The organism is Nostoc sp. ChiVER01, from assembly GCF_034531155.1.
In the GTDB taxonomy this organism is placed as follows: domain Bacteria; phylum Cyanobacteriota; class Cyanobacteriia; order Cyanobacteriales; family Nostocaceae; genus Nostoc.
In genome coordinates this window covers 112,995-129,731 of record NZ_JAVRBS010000017.1, presented here as the reverse complement: position 1 = coordinate 129,731, position 16,737 = coordinate 112,995, and the positions used below count along the sequence as shown (strand labels likewise).

Genomic DNA, 16,737 nt, shown 5'->3' with positions numbered 1-16,737 from the left:
TCCCCCAAGTGGAGCATCTGGCGTCATTGGGCGGGGCATTAGTTTTTGACAAAGGACAAATGACAAATAACAAAGGACAAATAATAAATGACAACCTTGCTGCAAAAATCGCCTATCCATCGTACTGTATTGAATAATGGTATTGTCGTGCTGGTGGCAGAAAATCCTGCTGCGGATATTATTGCAGCGCGAATCTTTGTACGTGCCGGTAGTTCTAACGAAAACCGGGAGCAAGCAGGGTTAGCACATTTGCTCTCAGCAGTGATGACCAAGGGATGCGATGGTCTTTCTAGTTTGGAAATTGCAGAAAAAGTCGAGTCTGTAGGAGCGAGTTTGAGTGCAGATGCCGGCACTGATTATTTTTTGCTATCTTTCAAAACTGTAACATCCGATTTTGGAGAAATTTTAACATTAGCAGGGCGAATTTTGCGATCGCCTACTTTCCCCGAAACTCAAGTGGAACTAGAACGGCGTTTAGCACTCCAAGATATTCGTTCCCAAAAAGAGCAACCGTTCAATGTCGCCTTTGAACAAATGCGGCAGGTAATATATCAAAATCATCCATACTCCATGTCGGTGCTGGGAGATGAAACCACTATGAGCCGCTTAACTCGTGCGGATTTAGTGGATTATCACCAAACTTATTTTCGTCCAGATAATGTAGTAATTAGTATTGCTGGTAGAGTCACAGCCACAGATGCAGCTGCGTTGGTAGAAGAAGTTTTTGCTGATTGGCAAGCACCAGCCCAAGCACTACCAATACTTAACTTACCTGAGATTAAGGTGGAACCACAGGTAAGGCTGAAGCCAGTACAAACACAACAATCAATTGTGATGCTTGGGTATTTAGGAACATCGGTGAGTTCTGTTGACTACGCCGCACTGAAGTTGCTGTGTACCTACTTGGGAAATGGGCTTTCTAGCCGCTTGTTTGTCGAATTGCGGGAAAAGCGCGGTTTAGCTTACGAAGTATCCGCCTTTTACTCCACAAGGCTATTTCCAGCCTCGTTTGTGGTTTACATGGGTACAGCACCAGAAAATACCAGCATTGCTTTAGAAGGACTGCGTACAGAAGTAGATTTATTGTCTACCACCGAAATAACCGAAAGCGCACTCAAAGCTGCTAAAAACAAGATACTAGGGCAGTACGCCTTAGGTAAACAAACGAACGGACAAATTGCTCAGATATACGGTTGGTATGAAATTTTGGGATTAGGAATTGATTTTGATACAAAGTTCCAAGAATTGATTGCGGCTGTGAGTGCTAAGGATGCCATCGCTTCAGCTCGTAAGTATTTAAAAGAGCCTTACTTGTCTTTAGTTGGTCAAGAAGAAGCAATTAATCGAGCGATCGCATAACTGAAAATGTAGAATCGTAAAATGCAGCAGCTGTTTTTTAAACCAAGCGGCTGTACTATTAGCATGAGAATATTCTGGGAGTAAATTCCATGCAAAGCAGCCTGACAGCAAGTATTTTGAGTTACTTAAAATTACTAGACCCAACTGTAAATCGCTGTAGAATGGAAAAACGGCCAAAGGGTCGGTGGCCACAGAGGTCTAAATCTTTATTAGCCATTGAAATACTCTTGTTCTCCACTACGCCTCTAATTATTGCCTCAACGGCTGTAGTATCAATAGCAGCGCCACAAAAAATTGCCCAAGTAAATCCTCAAGATAGCATCAACCGCCCTATCCTCAAACTTGGTAGCCAAGGCGAACGTGTATCTGAGCTTCAAGCAGCTCTGAAACTTTTGGGTTTTTATTCTGGTGCCGTAGATGGTACATATAGTCAGAATACAGCCAATGCTGTTTCCCGGTTTAAACAAGCTGCTGGTTTGAATCCAGACGGCATTGTGGATGCCAGCACTTGGCAACGACTTTTCCCTAATCAACCAGTAGCAGCATCAACCATCCCTTCATCTCAGCCAAGATTTAACTCAGCTAACAATTTTCCTGTTCCAACCCAGGCTAGCAACCTTACTAACGTTGCAAATCCCAACCCTCCAAGACAAGCTGTAACACAAGTTCCAACGACTAACCCTGAACCAAGACCTACTACCCCGAAAAAAGCTGTAACAAGAGTTGCAACTAGCCCTGAGCCAAGACCTGCTACCCCAAAAAAAGCTACAACTTCAAGCACACAAAAAACGCCGAATCGTAATACATCAACTACTCGAAAGTCAACTACACGCACTGGACAAACTACTCGAACTCAGCCAAACACAACTACTAAGCGAACCCCTGGTATTCAATACACCTCTGAAGGAATGCCAATTTTGCGTATAGGATTACGTGGTTCTGAAGTTGTTAAGTTGCAACAACAACTGAAAAAGCTTGGTTTCTTAAAAGGTGATGCCGATGGAGACTTTGGCGAGACAACCGAAGCAGCTGTGAAAGCTGCACAAAAGCGCTATGGTTTAGAAGCTGACGGTGTAGTTGGTGGCTCTACCTGGGAGGTTCTTTTGCGGCGTTAGTCCCAACAGCATTAGGCTGATATTAAAGTTGCCATCCCCTATAGTGCAATTTTGGCAGTTCCCTAAATGAATGACTTTGGAACTTGCTAGTGGTAAATACCCTCTTTTAGGTACAGAGGTTTCTCGACCGAGAGAAACCTCTATAAAATTTTTGCTGCTCTATTAGTTTTTGATGAATTTAATTCATGGTACATCCTGCAATAGGATAAAGATACACCGATTAAAACTATCTGTCTATGCCAGCACTGAAAAATTACATTGCTTTTGGGCTGACAAAAAATGATGGCAACTTTAAGAGTCAAGCACAACGACACCTGATAGTGTTACAGATCACAACTGTAAATAGTGAAATTAATTAAACTTACTGCTAATTCTTCTAAAAAACTTATGCAACACTTTTTATTAACTTGGCTCGGTACTGCGGTGGCGTTATTTCTGACTGCTAATATCGTTCCGGGATTCTTTATCAAGAATTTTGTGACTGCCTTGATAGCTGCCCTTGTTATTGGTCTAGTTAATGCATTTGTTAGACCAATTTTACAGATTTTGACGTTTCCGATTACCTTACTCACCTTTGGTTTATTTACATTGGTAATCAATGCTTTAACCCTTTGGTTAGCAAGTGCCTTGACTCCTGGTTCTGGTTTTGAGATTCAGGGCTTTTTACCTGCTTTATTAGGTTCCATTGTGCTGGCTATTGTTTCTAGCGTAATTAACTATTTTTTGAGAGTTGTTGACTAGAAAAATTAGTAAATTGTAATATTCATATTTGAGGCTTGGGCAACAGCTAGCGTTACCGCTCCTGGTTGCCCTTGTAGCGAGAAAATCTGTTTAGGAACTAAGAACCTTACTCCCAATCCTTCTGTGCTGTTAAAAGGGGAAGCAGTCAACAATGGAGTTTGAGTAGCTGCAAGAATAGCAGCTGCTTCTGCTACGCTAGGTGTACCTACTTTGTGGTCTGTAATTGTCGCAGGGTTGGGGACACAAACACAGCGAAGGATTTGGGCAGAAAAGGTTTTTAGGGACAAATTGCGTAGGTTGCAAAGTTCTATTAAACCAACTTCCGAAGCTTTAGTGTCAATGGTAGCAAAACCTGCGATCGCACTTTGAAAAAGTTGATTTTCTCGAAACACTTGCTCAATTGCTTGATCAATCAACTGCCATGAGGTTCCACGTTTACAACCGATTCCTACCCATAAAACCTGTTGCACTTGGTGTATTTCCTTGTTCAATTCGTTAGGATTTGGTTTACTCCAACAGCCAGCCAAATAAATCTCCCACCGTCAGCCTCAACTCATTTGCAAAATCTGGGACAGGGAGTAAAGCTTCTAATTCATCCAACATAAGTGGCTGTTGATTGCGGATGTACACAAATACCGTTTGTTCTTCTGGGTCAATCAGCCAACCCATTTGTGTTTCATAATTCAGGCAATGCAGAATATTTTTTGTAACTTTCGTTTGTCTTTGATCAGGTGATAGAATCTCGATAGTCCAATCAGGAGATGCTTTGAATACATTGGCAACTTGACCATTTTCGTCACGAGGAATTCTTTGCCAAGTAAACACGGAAACATCTGGTACTATTGACCTTCCACCAAAAGTACACCGCAGTTCTGGATACGCTCGTGCAACGCGCTTGGGCTTTACCGTTAAGTTAATAGTGCTAACCATTTCACCTTGAATTGTACTATGCTTTCCCTGTGCCATTGGTTTTTGAATAATTTGGCCATTGATGTATTCACTAGCAGGCTTTGTTTCTGGTAGCTTCAGAAACTCTGCCAAAGTTATGCTTTTTGATGGTGTCTGTACCATTTGCGATCGCCTCCAAGTCCAGCAATTCTAATTAAAAAACCGCAAAGTACACAAAGAAAAAATCAGTTTAACTCTTACTCTGCGTACCTTTGCGCTACCTTAGCGTTCCTTTGCGTTAAAAAAAATTACATCCTCTCCAATACCTGAATTCCCAACAACTCCAATCCCAACTTCAAAGTTCTAGCAGTCAAATCACATAAAACCAAACGTGATGTCCGTTGCGGTTCCTCCGCCTCCAAAACCTGAACTCCCTGATTACGGTCATAAAACTGATTAAACTTTTTACTCAGTTCATACAAATACTCACATAAACGATTGGGCAGCAAATCTTGCTCTACACTACTAATAACTTCATCCAATTGAAGTAAATATTTTGCTAGTGCTAATTCTGTCTCATGCTGTAACAAAACAGCATTGTTTCCCAACTCCTTAAAGTTAATATCACCCTTGCGGCTAATCCCCTGAATCCGCGCATAAGCATATAGCATATATGGCGCAGTATTACCTTTGAAATCCAGCATTTTGTCGTAGCTGAAAATGTAGTTACTAGTGCGGTTTTGGCTCAAGTCTGCATACTTAACTGCACTGATCCCAACTACCCTAGCAACTTCATTAATAAATTCTTTAGTTTCTTGGCGTTCTTCTTCTTGTAATCTAGTTTTTAGATCAGCATGGGCACGAGCGATCGCTTCATCTAATAAATCCCGTAACCGCACAGTATCACCAGAACGAGTTTTGAATTTCTTCCCATCTTCTCCTAACACCAACCCAAAGGGAACATGCACTAATTCCACATCATCAGGAATCCATCCAGCTTTGCGTGCAACTTGGAAAACTTGAGCAAAGTGATTTCCTTGTCCAGCATCTGTTACATAAATTATCCGCTTTGCCTGATCCTGCTGAATCCGGTAGCGGAGAGATGCTAAATCTGTTGTGGCGTAGTTATAGCCGCCATCTGATTTCTGCACAATTAAAGGTAAAGGTTCACCTTCTCTATTTGTAAACCCTTCTAAGAAAACGCATTTTGCCCCTTGATTTTCTACCAGTAAGCCAGATTTTTCTAAATCTTCCACAACTTGTGGTAGTAAGGGATTATAGAAAGATTCGCCCCGTTCAGTTAACTTGATATCTAGCAACTCATAAATTATTTGAAACTCATGCCGTGATTGTTCACACAGCAGTTTCCAAGCATGAAGTGTATCCTCTGCACCTGCTTGTAATCTGACGACTTCTTGACGTGCTGTTTCTTGAAAAGCTTCATCGGCATCAAAGCGCAATTTGGCTTTGCGGTAAAAAGAGACTAAATCACCAATATCTAAAGCATTAGCGGTGGTAAGTGCGTCTGGGTAAACTTCCCGCAGATAAGCAATTAACATCCCAAACTGCGTACCCCAATCACCTATATGATTTAACCGTAAAACATCATGTCCTTGAAATTCTAAAATCCGAGCGATGGAATCACCAATAATCGTAGAACGCAAGTGTCCAACGTGCATTTCTTTAGCAATATTCGGACTGGAAAAATCGACAATTTCCCGCTTGAGTGTTTTCGCGGCTGGAACTCCTAACCTGGGATCGGCTTGAATCTCGTTCAGTTGTGCTTCCAGATAGGCCGTTTTCAGTTTCAGATTGATAAATCCCGGCCCAGCAATTTCTGGCGGTTCGCAGATTTCGGATACATCTAGTTTCTCAACGATCGCACCTGCGATCGCTCTTGGTTGCTTTCCTAACTTTTTACTCAGGGATAAAGCCACATTCGCCTGATAATCACCAAATTTAGGATTGCTAGCAGAAACCAAAATTGGATCTACTCCAGCAAAATCAGCGCCAAAAGCCGCAACTATTGCGGTTCTTAGCTGAACTTTTAGTTTTTCTTGTGTAGCGTTCATATATAAATTTTATCTGGGAGAGAGAATGTAGCTCTAGAAAAGCTTGATTATTAACTTTAGCATTTCATTTTGAGCCACTCGATTCATGAAGTGATTTTGACTATATTGAGTGATTGCTTTAAAAATGATTCAGTAATGACTTTTTACTATCACTATACTACATATCAACTACAAAGCTGATTCTAATTTTTCAGAGGGTTTTGGAGTGTATGTCGGCGAAGCCCCAAGTTTTATCTCGCCAGGGATCTAGTTTCGGCATAGCTCCAAAAACTGCAACCATTCAGCGAGGGCATATAAAAGCCAGTAGTTGGTAACACTTTAAATCCTGTGAACCGCTAGGTTGTGTGTAGGTCATTTCGTTGCTTACACTACCTATCCATAGCTTGTATCGGCTCAATAAGTAGGGGTAAGATAAAAAATTTGTATCTCATAGGTACAGGCTGCATCATAATAATATCAAAATATGCAAAACACTATTATTTTCCGTTCTACTTGAGGAGTAATATGTCTACTCATTTTTTAGTACAGCAGATTAAAAAAACTAGTAGTAGCTTTTTTGTAGGTGTATCAATAGCAATAGGAATGATTACTCCTATTCTCTTAACTTCTTCACGGGCTTTGGCTGGTTATGCTTACACAAATATTCCTATCAATGCAGGTAACGAAATTAAGACTCTAAATAATCAAAGCATATATCCTAAAATTATTGCGTTCACTCCTAATGGAGGGTATGCAATTCTCTATGGCAAGAATAATTATTATACAAGTAATATTCCACAAAAGGCTCTTAACGCACTTTCCACTCTAAACAAACAAGGTTCAATTATCAATACTATCGCATTTACTCCGAAGGGAGAGTGGGTGATTATCTATAACAACAATGGTGTTTATTGGAGTCCTAATCTTCCGCAAGATGTTAAAGATGAACTTGTGAAAATAAATCAACAAAATTTGAATATCAACAATGTTGCGTTTACACCTAATGGAGCGTGGGTAATTATTGCGAACAATGGTTATAATGCTTATTGGAGTTACAATTTACCACTTGTGGTTATTAACGAAATTAAAACCATATTTAAAAAATATTCTATCCAGAGTGTTACCTTCGCTCCAAATGGAGGATGGGGAATTATCTATAATGCTGGCAGTAATTTTTCTTCGAGTAATATTCCACCACAGCTTGCTCAGATAATCAATCAAAATCTTCAACTATCGAACCATCCATTAGATGTCGCTTTTACCCTTACAAATGGTTGGGTGTTAGTCTATGCATTGATCTACTATAAACCAGCATACAACCCTCAGCAATTCCCATTTTGAAAACAAAAAAAGATAAAGTACTCTTCTTCACCTAGAGAACTTATGTCTAATTATGATTTATTTGAAAGATAATCATGATAATTAACTGGAGAGAAACAATTTAAAAAATCTACCCATGAAAAATATATTTCAACTTATAAATATAGCTGAAACTTCGACCTACTTTGTTTAGTTACAGTTCCAGGTAAATTGTCTGACGACTTAGCCCCTGGTACTCTTAGTAGTATTTGGAGGCAAGCACAGTTATAAGGAGAACGGCAATGCATTACGTAGTGGTGATTGAAAAGGCGGATAGTAATTACTCTGCTTATGTCCCTGATTTACCAGGTTGTGTAACTACAGGTGCAACCTTAGAAGAAGTCAAACAGATGATTGCAGAAGCTATTGAATTTCATCTAGAAGGAATGTTAGAAGATGGTTTACCTATTCCTAAACCTACAAGCATCGCTCATGAGGTTGAAGTTGTAAACTACATCAAAACATAATTATAGGAAACCACGAAATTAGTTCTAAACAATCCTTCTAGAATATTGAAGTCTATATGATGATGCGATCGCACCGCACTTTTAACTTACAATTTTACACCGGATACACAGCAGCTATTTGGTGTTGATGCTGGTGCTATAGTTTTTAAATAACAAACAGCACTAGCACCTTGCACTCCTGGCCGAACATAGGTATAAGCACTACACCTACTATCATTAACACAAGACTGCTGACAAACTGAAGCGAATGGTTCAATAGGAAATCGAGAGTAATCGCTACCTGCTCTATCTCTACCAAATTCAGCAGTTACGGTAAAACGTGAAATAGTGGTTGAGAGTGGACTCACTTGAGCTATAGCAGGTTGACCCAATGGGATCAAGTTTACAGCTGTGCTAAAACCTAAAATTAGCAAAAGTACCAACCCAAAAAATATAATATTTCTTGGGAAAACAAAATTTTTCTTTGCATATCGCCAAGCTGTGACCATTTTGAATTTCATAAATCTCTCCTGGCTGCACAGTATTATTATCATCTGTGTATAGTACAGTTATTTGCTATAAAATACCAAAATTGTTAATAATTTTACATAATAAATTCACTGTGTGATTTGTAGCTACACAGTGAATTAGTGGCGTTTCTAAATTGAGGTATGAAAATGATTTTGCGTGATTTCAAAACTTTTGTAAAAACGTTATGTTGCAACGTCTCTACACCCAGATTCATACATTGTAATCAGCAACGCCTGAATTAATTAGCTAGAGGAGATGAAAGAATCGAATTGTATTGAACCTTCTCTACTTCCGCCCAAGCAAGGCACAACTGACGGAAACGATCGCCCCGCACCTCAAAATTCGGGTACTGATCGAAACTCGCGCAAGCCGGAGATAGCAACACCACAGGCGCTTCATACTCCCTAGCTAATTCCGCCGCTTTAGGAACTGCCCTTTCCATTGTTTCTACAATATGGTAAGAATAATACCCCACCTCTTGGAGACGTTGGGCAAATTTGGGTGCAGCAGAGCCAATCAATAACACAGCAGCAGCTTTGGTTTGAATCTGTGCTAGCCAGCCAGTATCATCACCTGCTTTAGCTTCTCCACCAGCAATTAAAATCGCTGGACTTTTCACGGATGCTAAACCAACTTCGGCAGCATCATAGTTAGTAGCTTTGCTGTCGTTAATGAAATCAATACCTTCCCAAGTGCAGATATGCTCCAAACGATGAGCAACGCCAGGAAATTCCCGAATTGCAAGTGCGATCACATCACGATTAATTCCCGCTAATCGTGCCGTTGCTACTGCCATCAAGAGATTTTGTTGGTTATGTTCTCCCACCATCCGCAAAGTAGATACTTTCACAATCGGTTCTGGTGCAGAGGTTGCAGTCAATTTTTCCACAACCCAGTCATCCTCGATGTAAAAGCCTTTTTCGCTAATCAGGAAATCTTTTCCTTTAACACTTGTCCAATAAGCATCAGGCCAAGCACTTAAACCTTGCTGCCTCAAGTAGGCATCGTCACCATTGAACACTTGCAATTCGGACTGACGCAACAGCTTGGCTTTGATGTTGTAATAGTTTTCTAAAGTCTTATGTCGACTGAGATGATCCGGTGTGAAAGTCGTCCAAACACCGATACGCGGCGCAAGAGAACTCGAAGACTCTACTTGATAGCTGCTAATTTCCGCAATCACCCAATCGAGTGAAGGGTTAGGAGTAGAGACGCGATTAATCGCGTCTGTACAGGAATTATCAAATGCTCCCCCTGCTCCCTGCTCCCTGCTCCCTGCCCCTTTCCCCGTCCAAGATAGGGCTACATCACAAGCGGCGTAGCCAATATTACCGCAGGCGGGTGCATTTAAGCCTGCTGCTTGGAAAATGGCAGCAATTAAAGCTGTGGTAGTAGTTTTACCATTAGTGCCTGTAATTCCTACCCAAGGTAGCGAGCGCAAATTTCGCCAAGCAAGTTCCATTTCCCCAATGGTTTCAATACCTAATTGGCGTGCCTTGATTAATACCGGAATATCCCAAGGTACGCCAGGACTAACAACTATTAATTGGGGTAAATTAGCACCATTCAATTCTAGGGATTGGCCTAGTTTTACGGTTATTTGCTCGGCAGCGAGTTCTTGTTGTTGTAGTAGGAGGGTTTCGGAGGTGTTGCTATCAGTTAGCTCTACCTCCCAACCTTCCCGTTTCAACAATCTCGCCGCAGCAATACCGGACTTTCCCAATCCAATTACAGTAGCTCTGGACATAGATTGCAGCAGAGTGTCCCTGGTTAAGCACTCCCTATACTAGCGTCTATTGGCAAAAATTACACAACTTTTTGTTGACTTACGCTACAGATTTTTGACGATCGCCCCAAAGTCAGCTAAAACACGGGCATGATTGCGAACTAATCCAAGTAAGTGCAATCGATTACGTTTAACTTCTGGATCTGAGTCCATAACTAATACGCTATCTGGGCCATCAAAAAAGTTATTAACTGTCGGAGCAATTTTTCCTAGTGCTGCTAATAACAGTTGATAATTTCGTGTCTGCTGTGCTGCTGAGGAAAGCGGTACTGATTCGATTAAGGCATTATACAAAGCGAGTTCAGAGGGCTTTTGGAATAATTCTTGACGGACTACGGTTGTCGGTTCTAGCTCTTTTGTATCCAAATCACCTTGAGCGGCTAATCGTGTGGAACGGTTAACGGTTTCGTAGATGTTATCTAAGCTACTGTCGTTGCGGATTTGTTGTAAGTATAAGGCGCGATCGCGTACATCCAATAAATCTTTTAACGCCCGTTCTGTATATTCTGGATCGTTTTCTCCCAAAACGGCATTTACTAGATCGTAATCAATCTGCTTTTCTTCTTGTAGTAAAGTGCGGATGCGTTGTAAGAAAAACTCTTGCAATGCTGCGGTTAATGATGCTTGATCTTTGTGATATTTCGCTGCAAAATCTGTGGATATTTGCGCTAATAAATCATCTAGATTTATCGGCAAATTATAAAACCAAGTAATTTTAACTACAGCATTAGCCGCACGACGCAAGGCGAAGGGATCAGAGGAACCAGAGGGAATTAAACCTAAACCAAAGATACTTACTAAAGTATCTAATCTATCTGCCAAAGCGACAATTTGACCCGTGAGCGTTTCGGGGAAATTATCACTGGCTCCTGTGGGCAAATAATGTTGATAAATTGCCTTTGCTACTTCGGCGTCTTCACCACTGGCTAAGGCATATTTTTCGCCCATAATGCCTTGCAATTCAGGGAATTCATACACCATTTGAGTAACCAAATCTGCTTTACATAATAAAGCAGCACGTTGGATTCTTTGGCTTTGATTTTGGGCTAATTCTAATTGGGTGGCTATTAGCTCGGCGATTTTAACTATCCTATCTACCTTGGTACGCACCGAACCCAATTCTTCTTGGAAAGTGACTTTTTCCAGTTGCGGTAAAAAGCTATCTATTGGCTTAGTTAAATCAGCTTCGTAGAAAAATCTACCATCAGCTAATCTAGCACGAATTACTCTTTCATTCCCAACACCAACAATATCTGATTTCTGGGGATCAGCGTTAGAAATAGTGATGAAATTGGGCAATAACTCTTGCTCAAAACTATCAGGTTTGAATACAGGGAAATAACGCTGATGAGTAACCATGACTTCAGTAATTACCTCAGTTGGTAATTCCAAAAATTCTGGTTCAAATTTACCGACAACTGCGGAAGGATATTCTACAAGGTTGGTTACTTCCTCTAATAAATCGGGGTAAATTACTGTATACCCGCCTAAATTCCCTGCTACTGTCTTTACTTGCTCTTTGATAATATTTGCCCGTTCTTCTGGGTCAACGGTAACATAAGCAGACTTGAGAGTGGTAACATAATCAGTAGCTTGAGCAATTGTCACAGGATCAGGATGTAAGACCCGATGACCTTGAGAAGTGCGATCGCTCTGAATCGTTTTAGAACCATTCACTAATTCTAGAGGTAGCACTGTTTGATCTAACAAAGCTACCAACCAGCGAATTGGTCGGGAAAACCTGGCATCTCCATTTCCCCAACGCATCAACCGCTTACCTTCTAAACCCCAAATCCATTGGGGAATAAGTTCTGTCAAAATTTCCGCCACAGGACGACCGGGGATTTTTTTTTGTACAAAAACAAATTCTCCTTTGTCAGTGGGACGAAGGAACAGCGCATCTATTTCCACACCTTGCTTTTTGGCAAAGCCGATAGCAGCAGCAGTAGGCTGACCATCTTTAAAGGCGGCTTGGGCGGGGGGCCCTTTAATTTCTTCTTCTCGGTCTACTTGCTGGGGTGGTAGACCTTTAATCACTACCGCCAAACGCCGGGGAGTACCGTACACCTGGACACTTTCGCCCTTAAGGCTGTTCGCTTCCAGGCTTTGGGGAATACGTTCCTGCCATTGCACTAAAGCATCACTGAGAAAACTTGCAGGTAGTTCTTCTGTACCAACTTCTAATAGAAACGCAGGCATATAACACTGTTTTCAACTTTGCGTAGCTCAACTTTATCAGTTATTCTCAAGCGATCGCTCGTGATTTTTAGTCAGCCTTGCCAGATATATCTTGCTTGATAAAGTCGAGCTTAGGTTTGTTAGATAGATTTGGTATTTTATCCAAAACTTCATAAAAAAGTGTTGAGCTTCATGAATTTATTACATTTGTTACCTTACTTTTATGCGGTATTTACGGATAAATATTTATATCGTAAGCTTAATTGTGTTTAATGCATTGATATTTGCATTATTTCAACAAATTTTGGAGTTATGACCATGAAAAACATTTTCACCAAAATCACTGCGATCGCAGCCACCAGTGCTGCTTTTAGTGTTGCGATTGCTGCTAACAACCCAGCCCAAGCTATTGAGTTAAACTTTAATTGGCAAGGTGATGCTGGTTATTCAGCAATAGGTTCATTTAGCTACGACGAAACTACAGCGCCTACAATTATTTCAGAAAGTGGTAGTGGAGCAACCAACTTTTTACAATCCTTGAATGTCTCCTTCTTAGACCCATCTAATAATCCTCTAGGAACTTATAGCACCGTTAGTGGTGGGGTGTCACAATCTGATTTCTTCGCTTTCAACTTTGATACTTCCACTCAAACACTGTTCGGCCCGTTTGATGTAGCAGGAGGGACGGGTGTAATTGGAGAATATTTCCTTCAGGGAACTATTGGCGACTCTTTGGTCTTCCGTCAGGATGTCGATCAACAGGGAACGTCAATCACACTAGATCAAAATTCTGGCTCTATTCAGGTATCCAAAGTTCCTGAACCTGCTTCTATGTTAGGTTTGCTAGCATTTGCTGCCTTGGGTGTAGGTTCATCTTTAAAGAAAAAGCAAGCCTCTTGCTAGAAATTAGGGCTTTCTAGTCAGAGCTTGCTCAATTTACTGAATCTCTATTCTAGCCCTACTAGTTCACTGAACTGGTAGGGCTATCATTAAAACTATTAATTCTCATCAAGGCTATGTGCCAGTTTAAAGGGCGGAATGTGGGTTATATGCACGAGCTTGAATATGATGGTAGAATCCCCCAAGTGTAAATTTACGCATTAATTAAGAAACAACCAGGACAAATATTCTCATAAATAACTAGAAACTAAAAACTATGCCTTGAAGAGGATGTTTTAAAAGGGTATTTTACTCTCATGGTGAACACAGCGAAGCATTTCAGTACATAACTGAAAGTTGATGTTTTCGTTATAGTTTATCCAGACCAGAACCAGAAATTATACTTTCTGGAACTTTTAAAACAACTTCTAAAAACCTAAGCTGTTTACACACAAAGATATTAGAATTTTTAATTGCATTATGCAGTATAAAAATTGTCTTTTAAAAGCAAAAAAAATTCATCAACAATGTTTAACGCACTGTTAATGAAGCAAATTTAAAAACTTAAATCATAAAAGTAGCAGCCTATACTGACTGACTATTAAGGAATAAATCCGATTATATCCGGGTATCTTCACAAAATTCATAAATAGCTCATGCACATACTGATTTATTCCTATAACTATCATCCAGAGCCGATTGGTATTGCTCCGTTGATGACTGAATTAGCAGAAGGACTAGTAAAGCGAGGTCACCAAGTGCGCGTGATTACGGGAATGCCCAACTATCCTCAGCGCGAAATTTATGATGAGTATCGGGGTAAGTGGTACACTACTGAACAAATAAATGGCGTCATCATTCAACGAAGTTATTTACGAATTAAGTCTAAACCTAATCTCCTAGATCGGCTGTTGCTGGAGTTGAGTTTTGTTTTCACAAGCTTACCCCAAATCTTTAAAGACAGACGCCCTGACGTGATTATTTTAACAGTTCCACCTCTTTTCGGTACTTTACCAGTAACAATATTTAGTTGGTTATATAACTGTCCAGTAGTTTTGAATGTGCAAGATATTCTACCAGATGCTGCGGTACGTATCGGGCTATTGAAGAACAAGTGGATGATCCGAACTCTTGCAGGTCTAGAAAAATTTGCATATCGGTCTGCACATACTATTAGTGTCATTGCCGATGGGTTTCGTGAGAATTTGGTGAATAAGGGAGTACCTACTAATAAAATCGTTTGTATTCCCAATTGGGTAAATGTAAATTTCATCTGCCCTGTACCAAAACAGAACAACTCCTGGATATCTAGCCATCAACTTAATGGAAAATTTGTAGTACTTTATTCGGGCAATATTGCTCTAACACAAGGTTTGGAAACAGTAATAGAAGCAGCAGTTTGCTTGCGTCATATAAAGGAGATTGTCTTTGTTATCGTTGGCGAAGCAACAGCATTGCAAAGGTTGCAGAAATATTGTCTTTTAAATGAAGCAGATAATGTTTTGCTGCTACCGTTGCAGCCGCGAGAAAAACTACCCGAAATGCTAGCAGCATCTGATGTAGGGTTGATTGTGCAAAAACGCAATGTGATTTCGTTCAATATGCCTTCAAAAATACCACTATTGTTGGCGAGTGGCCGCCCGATTGTGGGTTCAGTTCCCGCTACTGGTACTGCCGCAAAAGCAATAAAACTTAGTGGTGGTGGGATAATTGTTGAGCCAGAATCACCCGATGCAATGGCTGCTGCGGTGCATGATTTATATACTAATCCTACTCTAGGGACGAATCTAGGTAACGCAGGAAGACAGTTTGCCGAAGAAAACTATTCCTTGGAACAAGCACTTAATCGATATGAAGGGCTGCTTTCTCATATTGTTACTAACCAAAAGTCACTTCTAGGTATCTTGCCAAAATTAAACTCCAAGAAATCAGTTGTAGATGGTTGATATGGCTGGATAGTGGAGATTTTTTTCCAAAATGAGATGCTTCTGAATTAGCAAACATTAAGTAAGTCGGTACAATAGAACCAAACTATGTAAACAAAAGTAAATAAAGCTCAAACTCTTTCTCCCCCTGCTCCCTGCCCCCAGCAATAACTGCCTTATTGCAACAATAATTATTTACGCGCCGACCTACTTAAGCGGTTGAGAAAACAAAACCATAATTATGAAAAATTAAATCACCCATTCGGGTGAGTTGAAAATCAACCGATCGGGTGACCTAAGTGTAGGAAGTTGAGACTGCTCAAAAATAGGAATCTAGACAACACTGGTTAAATTGCACGTCGTTTCTTGATGAGGATAACTCGATGAAACTTGCAACGTTACTTAATAAAGCTGAGTTAATAGCATTGGCGTACTATTAGGTCGAAGCAAGCTACGCGCAGCGTGTTGCAGACAAGCTTCTCCAAGAGTTGGCATTGGTTCATACTTTTTTCTTCCTTAAGATCAGTATTCACTACTACTTAAGAGCGATAAACTCATCTGTAACTTATGCTAGTCTCGTGTTCTATGTGATTATAATGCAAGCAAGCACTTGCAAACGCTTATGGAAAACTTAGCATCAAGGACGGCACAAACTCATGCACGCTTGATCAAAGCAGCAACTCAAGTGTTTGCAAGAGCAGGTTTAACAAGAGTGATAACGCAAGAAATTGCTCGTGTTGCTGTGGTCAATGAGGTAACTTTATTTCGTCATTTCCAGACCAAAGAGCAGCTATTAGCTGCTGTGATTACGAAAGCGATGCCTTCGGCGGGCTACGCCTACGCTTTACAGACAGAAGCTGTAGCCCATCACAACAATTGGACTCAAGAGCTACACATTGAACTCAAGAATTATGCAAAGCTTTGCAACCAAATGATAGAGGAGCATGAAGACCTGATTCGGACATTTATTGAGGAAGCAAAGCGACATCCCCAAGCCACCCGTCTAATTTTATACAAGAATGACACATCGCTGCGCGAACAGCTAGTTGGGTACTTACAAAAGAATCAAGAGAAAGGCACGATGCCCTCAGATATAGATTTGAAAGCATCTGTGGATAGTTTTAAGGGTATGTTGCTTCACGGTATGTTGCGTTTTAGCCATATCCCCACTGCACTAGAATACAGTCGTGAATGCTACATAGAAACTTGTGTGAATTTATTTGTGCGTTACAGGAAGATAGCAAGTTCAGTTGATTCTTTTGTAACAAGATCAACCCTGTTTTATCTTTGAACTAAGGCACTGGGTTTATACTATCTAAAAAAGTTTTATAAATTACACCTTGAAAATGATTTTAGCTAAGTAATGTACAAAATATTCACAATATGCTGTGGAGCATTTATTCCAGGTGCTAGACAACGTAAGCGATCGCCCAGATATCCAAATATATATTTGTTACCAAAATCAAGAAAAAAAGGTTA

14 protein-coding genes are annotated in these 16,737 nt (G+C 40.5%); 8 read left to right on the top strand and 6 right to left on the bottom strand.

What is annotated here, in order from left to right:
* Positions 1-87: 87 nt before the first annotated feature.
* From RMY00_RS21815 to RMY00_RS21805, 3 genes are all read left to right on the top strand, one after another.
* The gene (locus tag RMY00_RS21815) at positions 88-1,359 is read left to right on the top strand and encodes a pitrilysin family protein (protein ID WP_322649536.1); all 1,272 of its coding nucleotides are present in this window, start codon (positions 88-90) and stop codon (positions 1,357-1,359) included.
* A gap of 89 nt (positions 1,360-1,448) precedes the next feature.
* Complete coding sequence (locus RMY00_RS21810) at positions 1,449-2,474, top strand: peptidoglycan-binding domain-containing protein (RefSeq protein ID WP_322649535.1); 1,026 nt, start codon at positions 1,449-1,451, stop codon at positions 2,472-2,474.
* A 387-nt stretch (positions 2,475-2,861) separates the two neighbouring features.
* Positions 2,862-3,215: a phage holin family protein gene (locus RMY00_RS21805; protein ID WP_229554549.1), complete on the top strand. Its 354-nt coding sequence runs from the start codon at positions 2,862-2,864 to the stop codon at positions 3,213-3,215.
* A 5-nt stretch (positions 3,216-3,220) separates the two neighbouring features.
* On the opposite strand, the gene RMY00_RS21800 is transcribed toward RMY00_RS21805, so the two are convergent.
* From RMY00_RS21800 to argS, 3 genes are all read right to left on the bottom strand, one after another.
* Entirely contained in the window at positions 3,221-3,685 is a 465-nt protein-coding gene (locus tag RMY00_RS21800; RefSeq protein WP_322649534.1) for a cobalamin biosynthesis protein, read from the bottom strand.
* A gap of 37 nt (positions 3,686-3,722) precedes the next feature.
* The gene (locus tag RMY00_RS21795) at positions 3,723-4,286 is read right to left on the bottom strand and encodes a Uma2 family endonuclease (protein ID WP_322649533.1); all 564 of its coding nucleotides are present in this window, start codon (positions 4,284-4,286) and stop codon (positions 3,723-3,725) included.
* Positions 4,287-4,411: 125 nt separating this feature from the next.
* Complete coding sequence (argS, locus tag RMY00_RS21790; protein ID WP_322649532.1) at positions 4,412-6,175, bottom strand: arginine--tRNA ligase; 1,764 nt, start codon at positions 6,173-6,175, stop codon at positions 4,412-4,414.
* Between the two features lie 504 nt (positions 6,176-6,679).
* Here argS and RMY00_RS21785 point away from each other — a divergent pair.
* Both RMY00_RS21785 and RMY00_RS21780 read left to right on the top strand, forming a co-directional pair.
* A complete protein-coding gene (locus RMY00_RS21785) occupies positions 6,680-7,495 on the top strand; it encodes a PepSY-like domain-containing protein (RefSeq protein WP_322649531.1) in 816 nt (271 codons plus the stop codon).
* Positions 7,496-7,755: 260 nt separating this feature from the next.
* Positions 7,756-7,980 carry a type II toxin-antitoxin system HicB family antitoxin gene (locus RMY00_RS21780; protein ID WP_322649530.1) on the top strand — a complete coding sequence of 75 codons (225 nt, stop codon included), beginning with the start codon at positions 7,756-7,758 and terminating at the stop codon, positions 7,978-7,980.
* An 86-nt stretch (positions 7,981-8,066) separates the two neighbouring features.
* Here the strand turns inward: RMY00_RS21780 and RMY00_RS21775 are convergent, their stop codons facing one another.
* The 3 genes from RMY00_RS21775 to glyS all read right to left on the bottom strand — a co-directional run bounded on the left by RMY00_RS21775 (position 8,067) and on the right by glyS (position 12,475).
* Positions 8,067-8,480, bottom strand: coding sequence for a PAN domain-containing protein (locus RMY00_RS21775; RefSeq protein ID WP_322649529.1), 414 nt, complete (start codon positions 8,478-8,480; stop codon positions 8,067-8,069).
* 248 nt (positions 8,481-8,728) lie between these two features.
* Positions 8,729-10,237, bottom strand: coding sequence for a UDP-N-acetylmuramoyl-L-alanine--D-glutamate ligase (murD, locus tag RMY00_RS21770; protein WP_322649528.1), 1,509 nt, complete (start codon positions 10,235-10,237; stop codon positions 8,729-8,731).
* 84 nt (positions 10,238-10,321) lie between these two features.
* The gene (gene glyS / locus RMY00_RS21765) at positions 10,322-12,475 is read right to left on the bottom strand and encodes a glycine--tRNA ligase subunit beta (RefSeq protein ID WP_322649527.1); all 2,154 of its coding nucleotides are present in this window, start codon (positions 12,473-12,475) and stop codon (positions 10,322-10,324) included.
* Positions 12,476-12,772: 297 nt separating this feature from the next.
* On the opposite strand from glyS, the gene RMY00_RS21760 reads away from it, so the two are divergent.
* From RMY00_RS21760 to RMY00_RS21750, 3 genes are all read left to right on the top strand, one after another.
* The gene (locus RMY00_RS21760; RefSeq protein WP_322649526.1) at positions 12,773-13,357 is read left to right on the top strand and encodes a PEP-CTERM sorting domain-containing protein; all 585 of its coding nucleotides are present in this window, start codon (positions 12,773-12,775) and stop codon (positions 13,355-13,357) included.
* 632 nt (positions 13,358-13,989) lie between these two features.
* Positions 13,990-15,279 carry a glycosyltransferase family 4 protein gene (locus RMY00_RS21755; protein ID WP_322649525.1) on the top strand — a complete coding sequence of 430 codons (1,290 nt, stop codon included), beginning with the start codon at positions 13,990-13,992 and terminating at the stop codon, positions 15,277-15,279.
* Positions 15,280-15,880: 601 nt separating this feature from the next.
* The gene (locus RMY00_RS21750; protein ID WP_322649524.1) at positions 15,881-16,549 is read left to right on the top strand and encodes a helix-turn-helix domain-containing protein; all 669 of its coding nucleotides are present in this window, start codon (positions 15,881-15,883) and stop codon (positions 16,547-16,549) included.
* Positions 16,550-16,737: the final 188 nt, after the last annotated feature.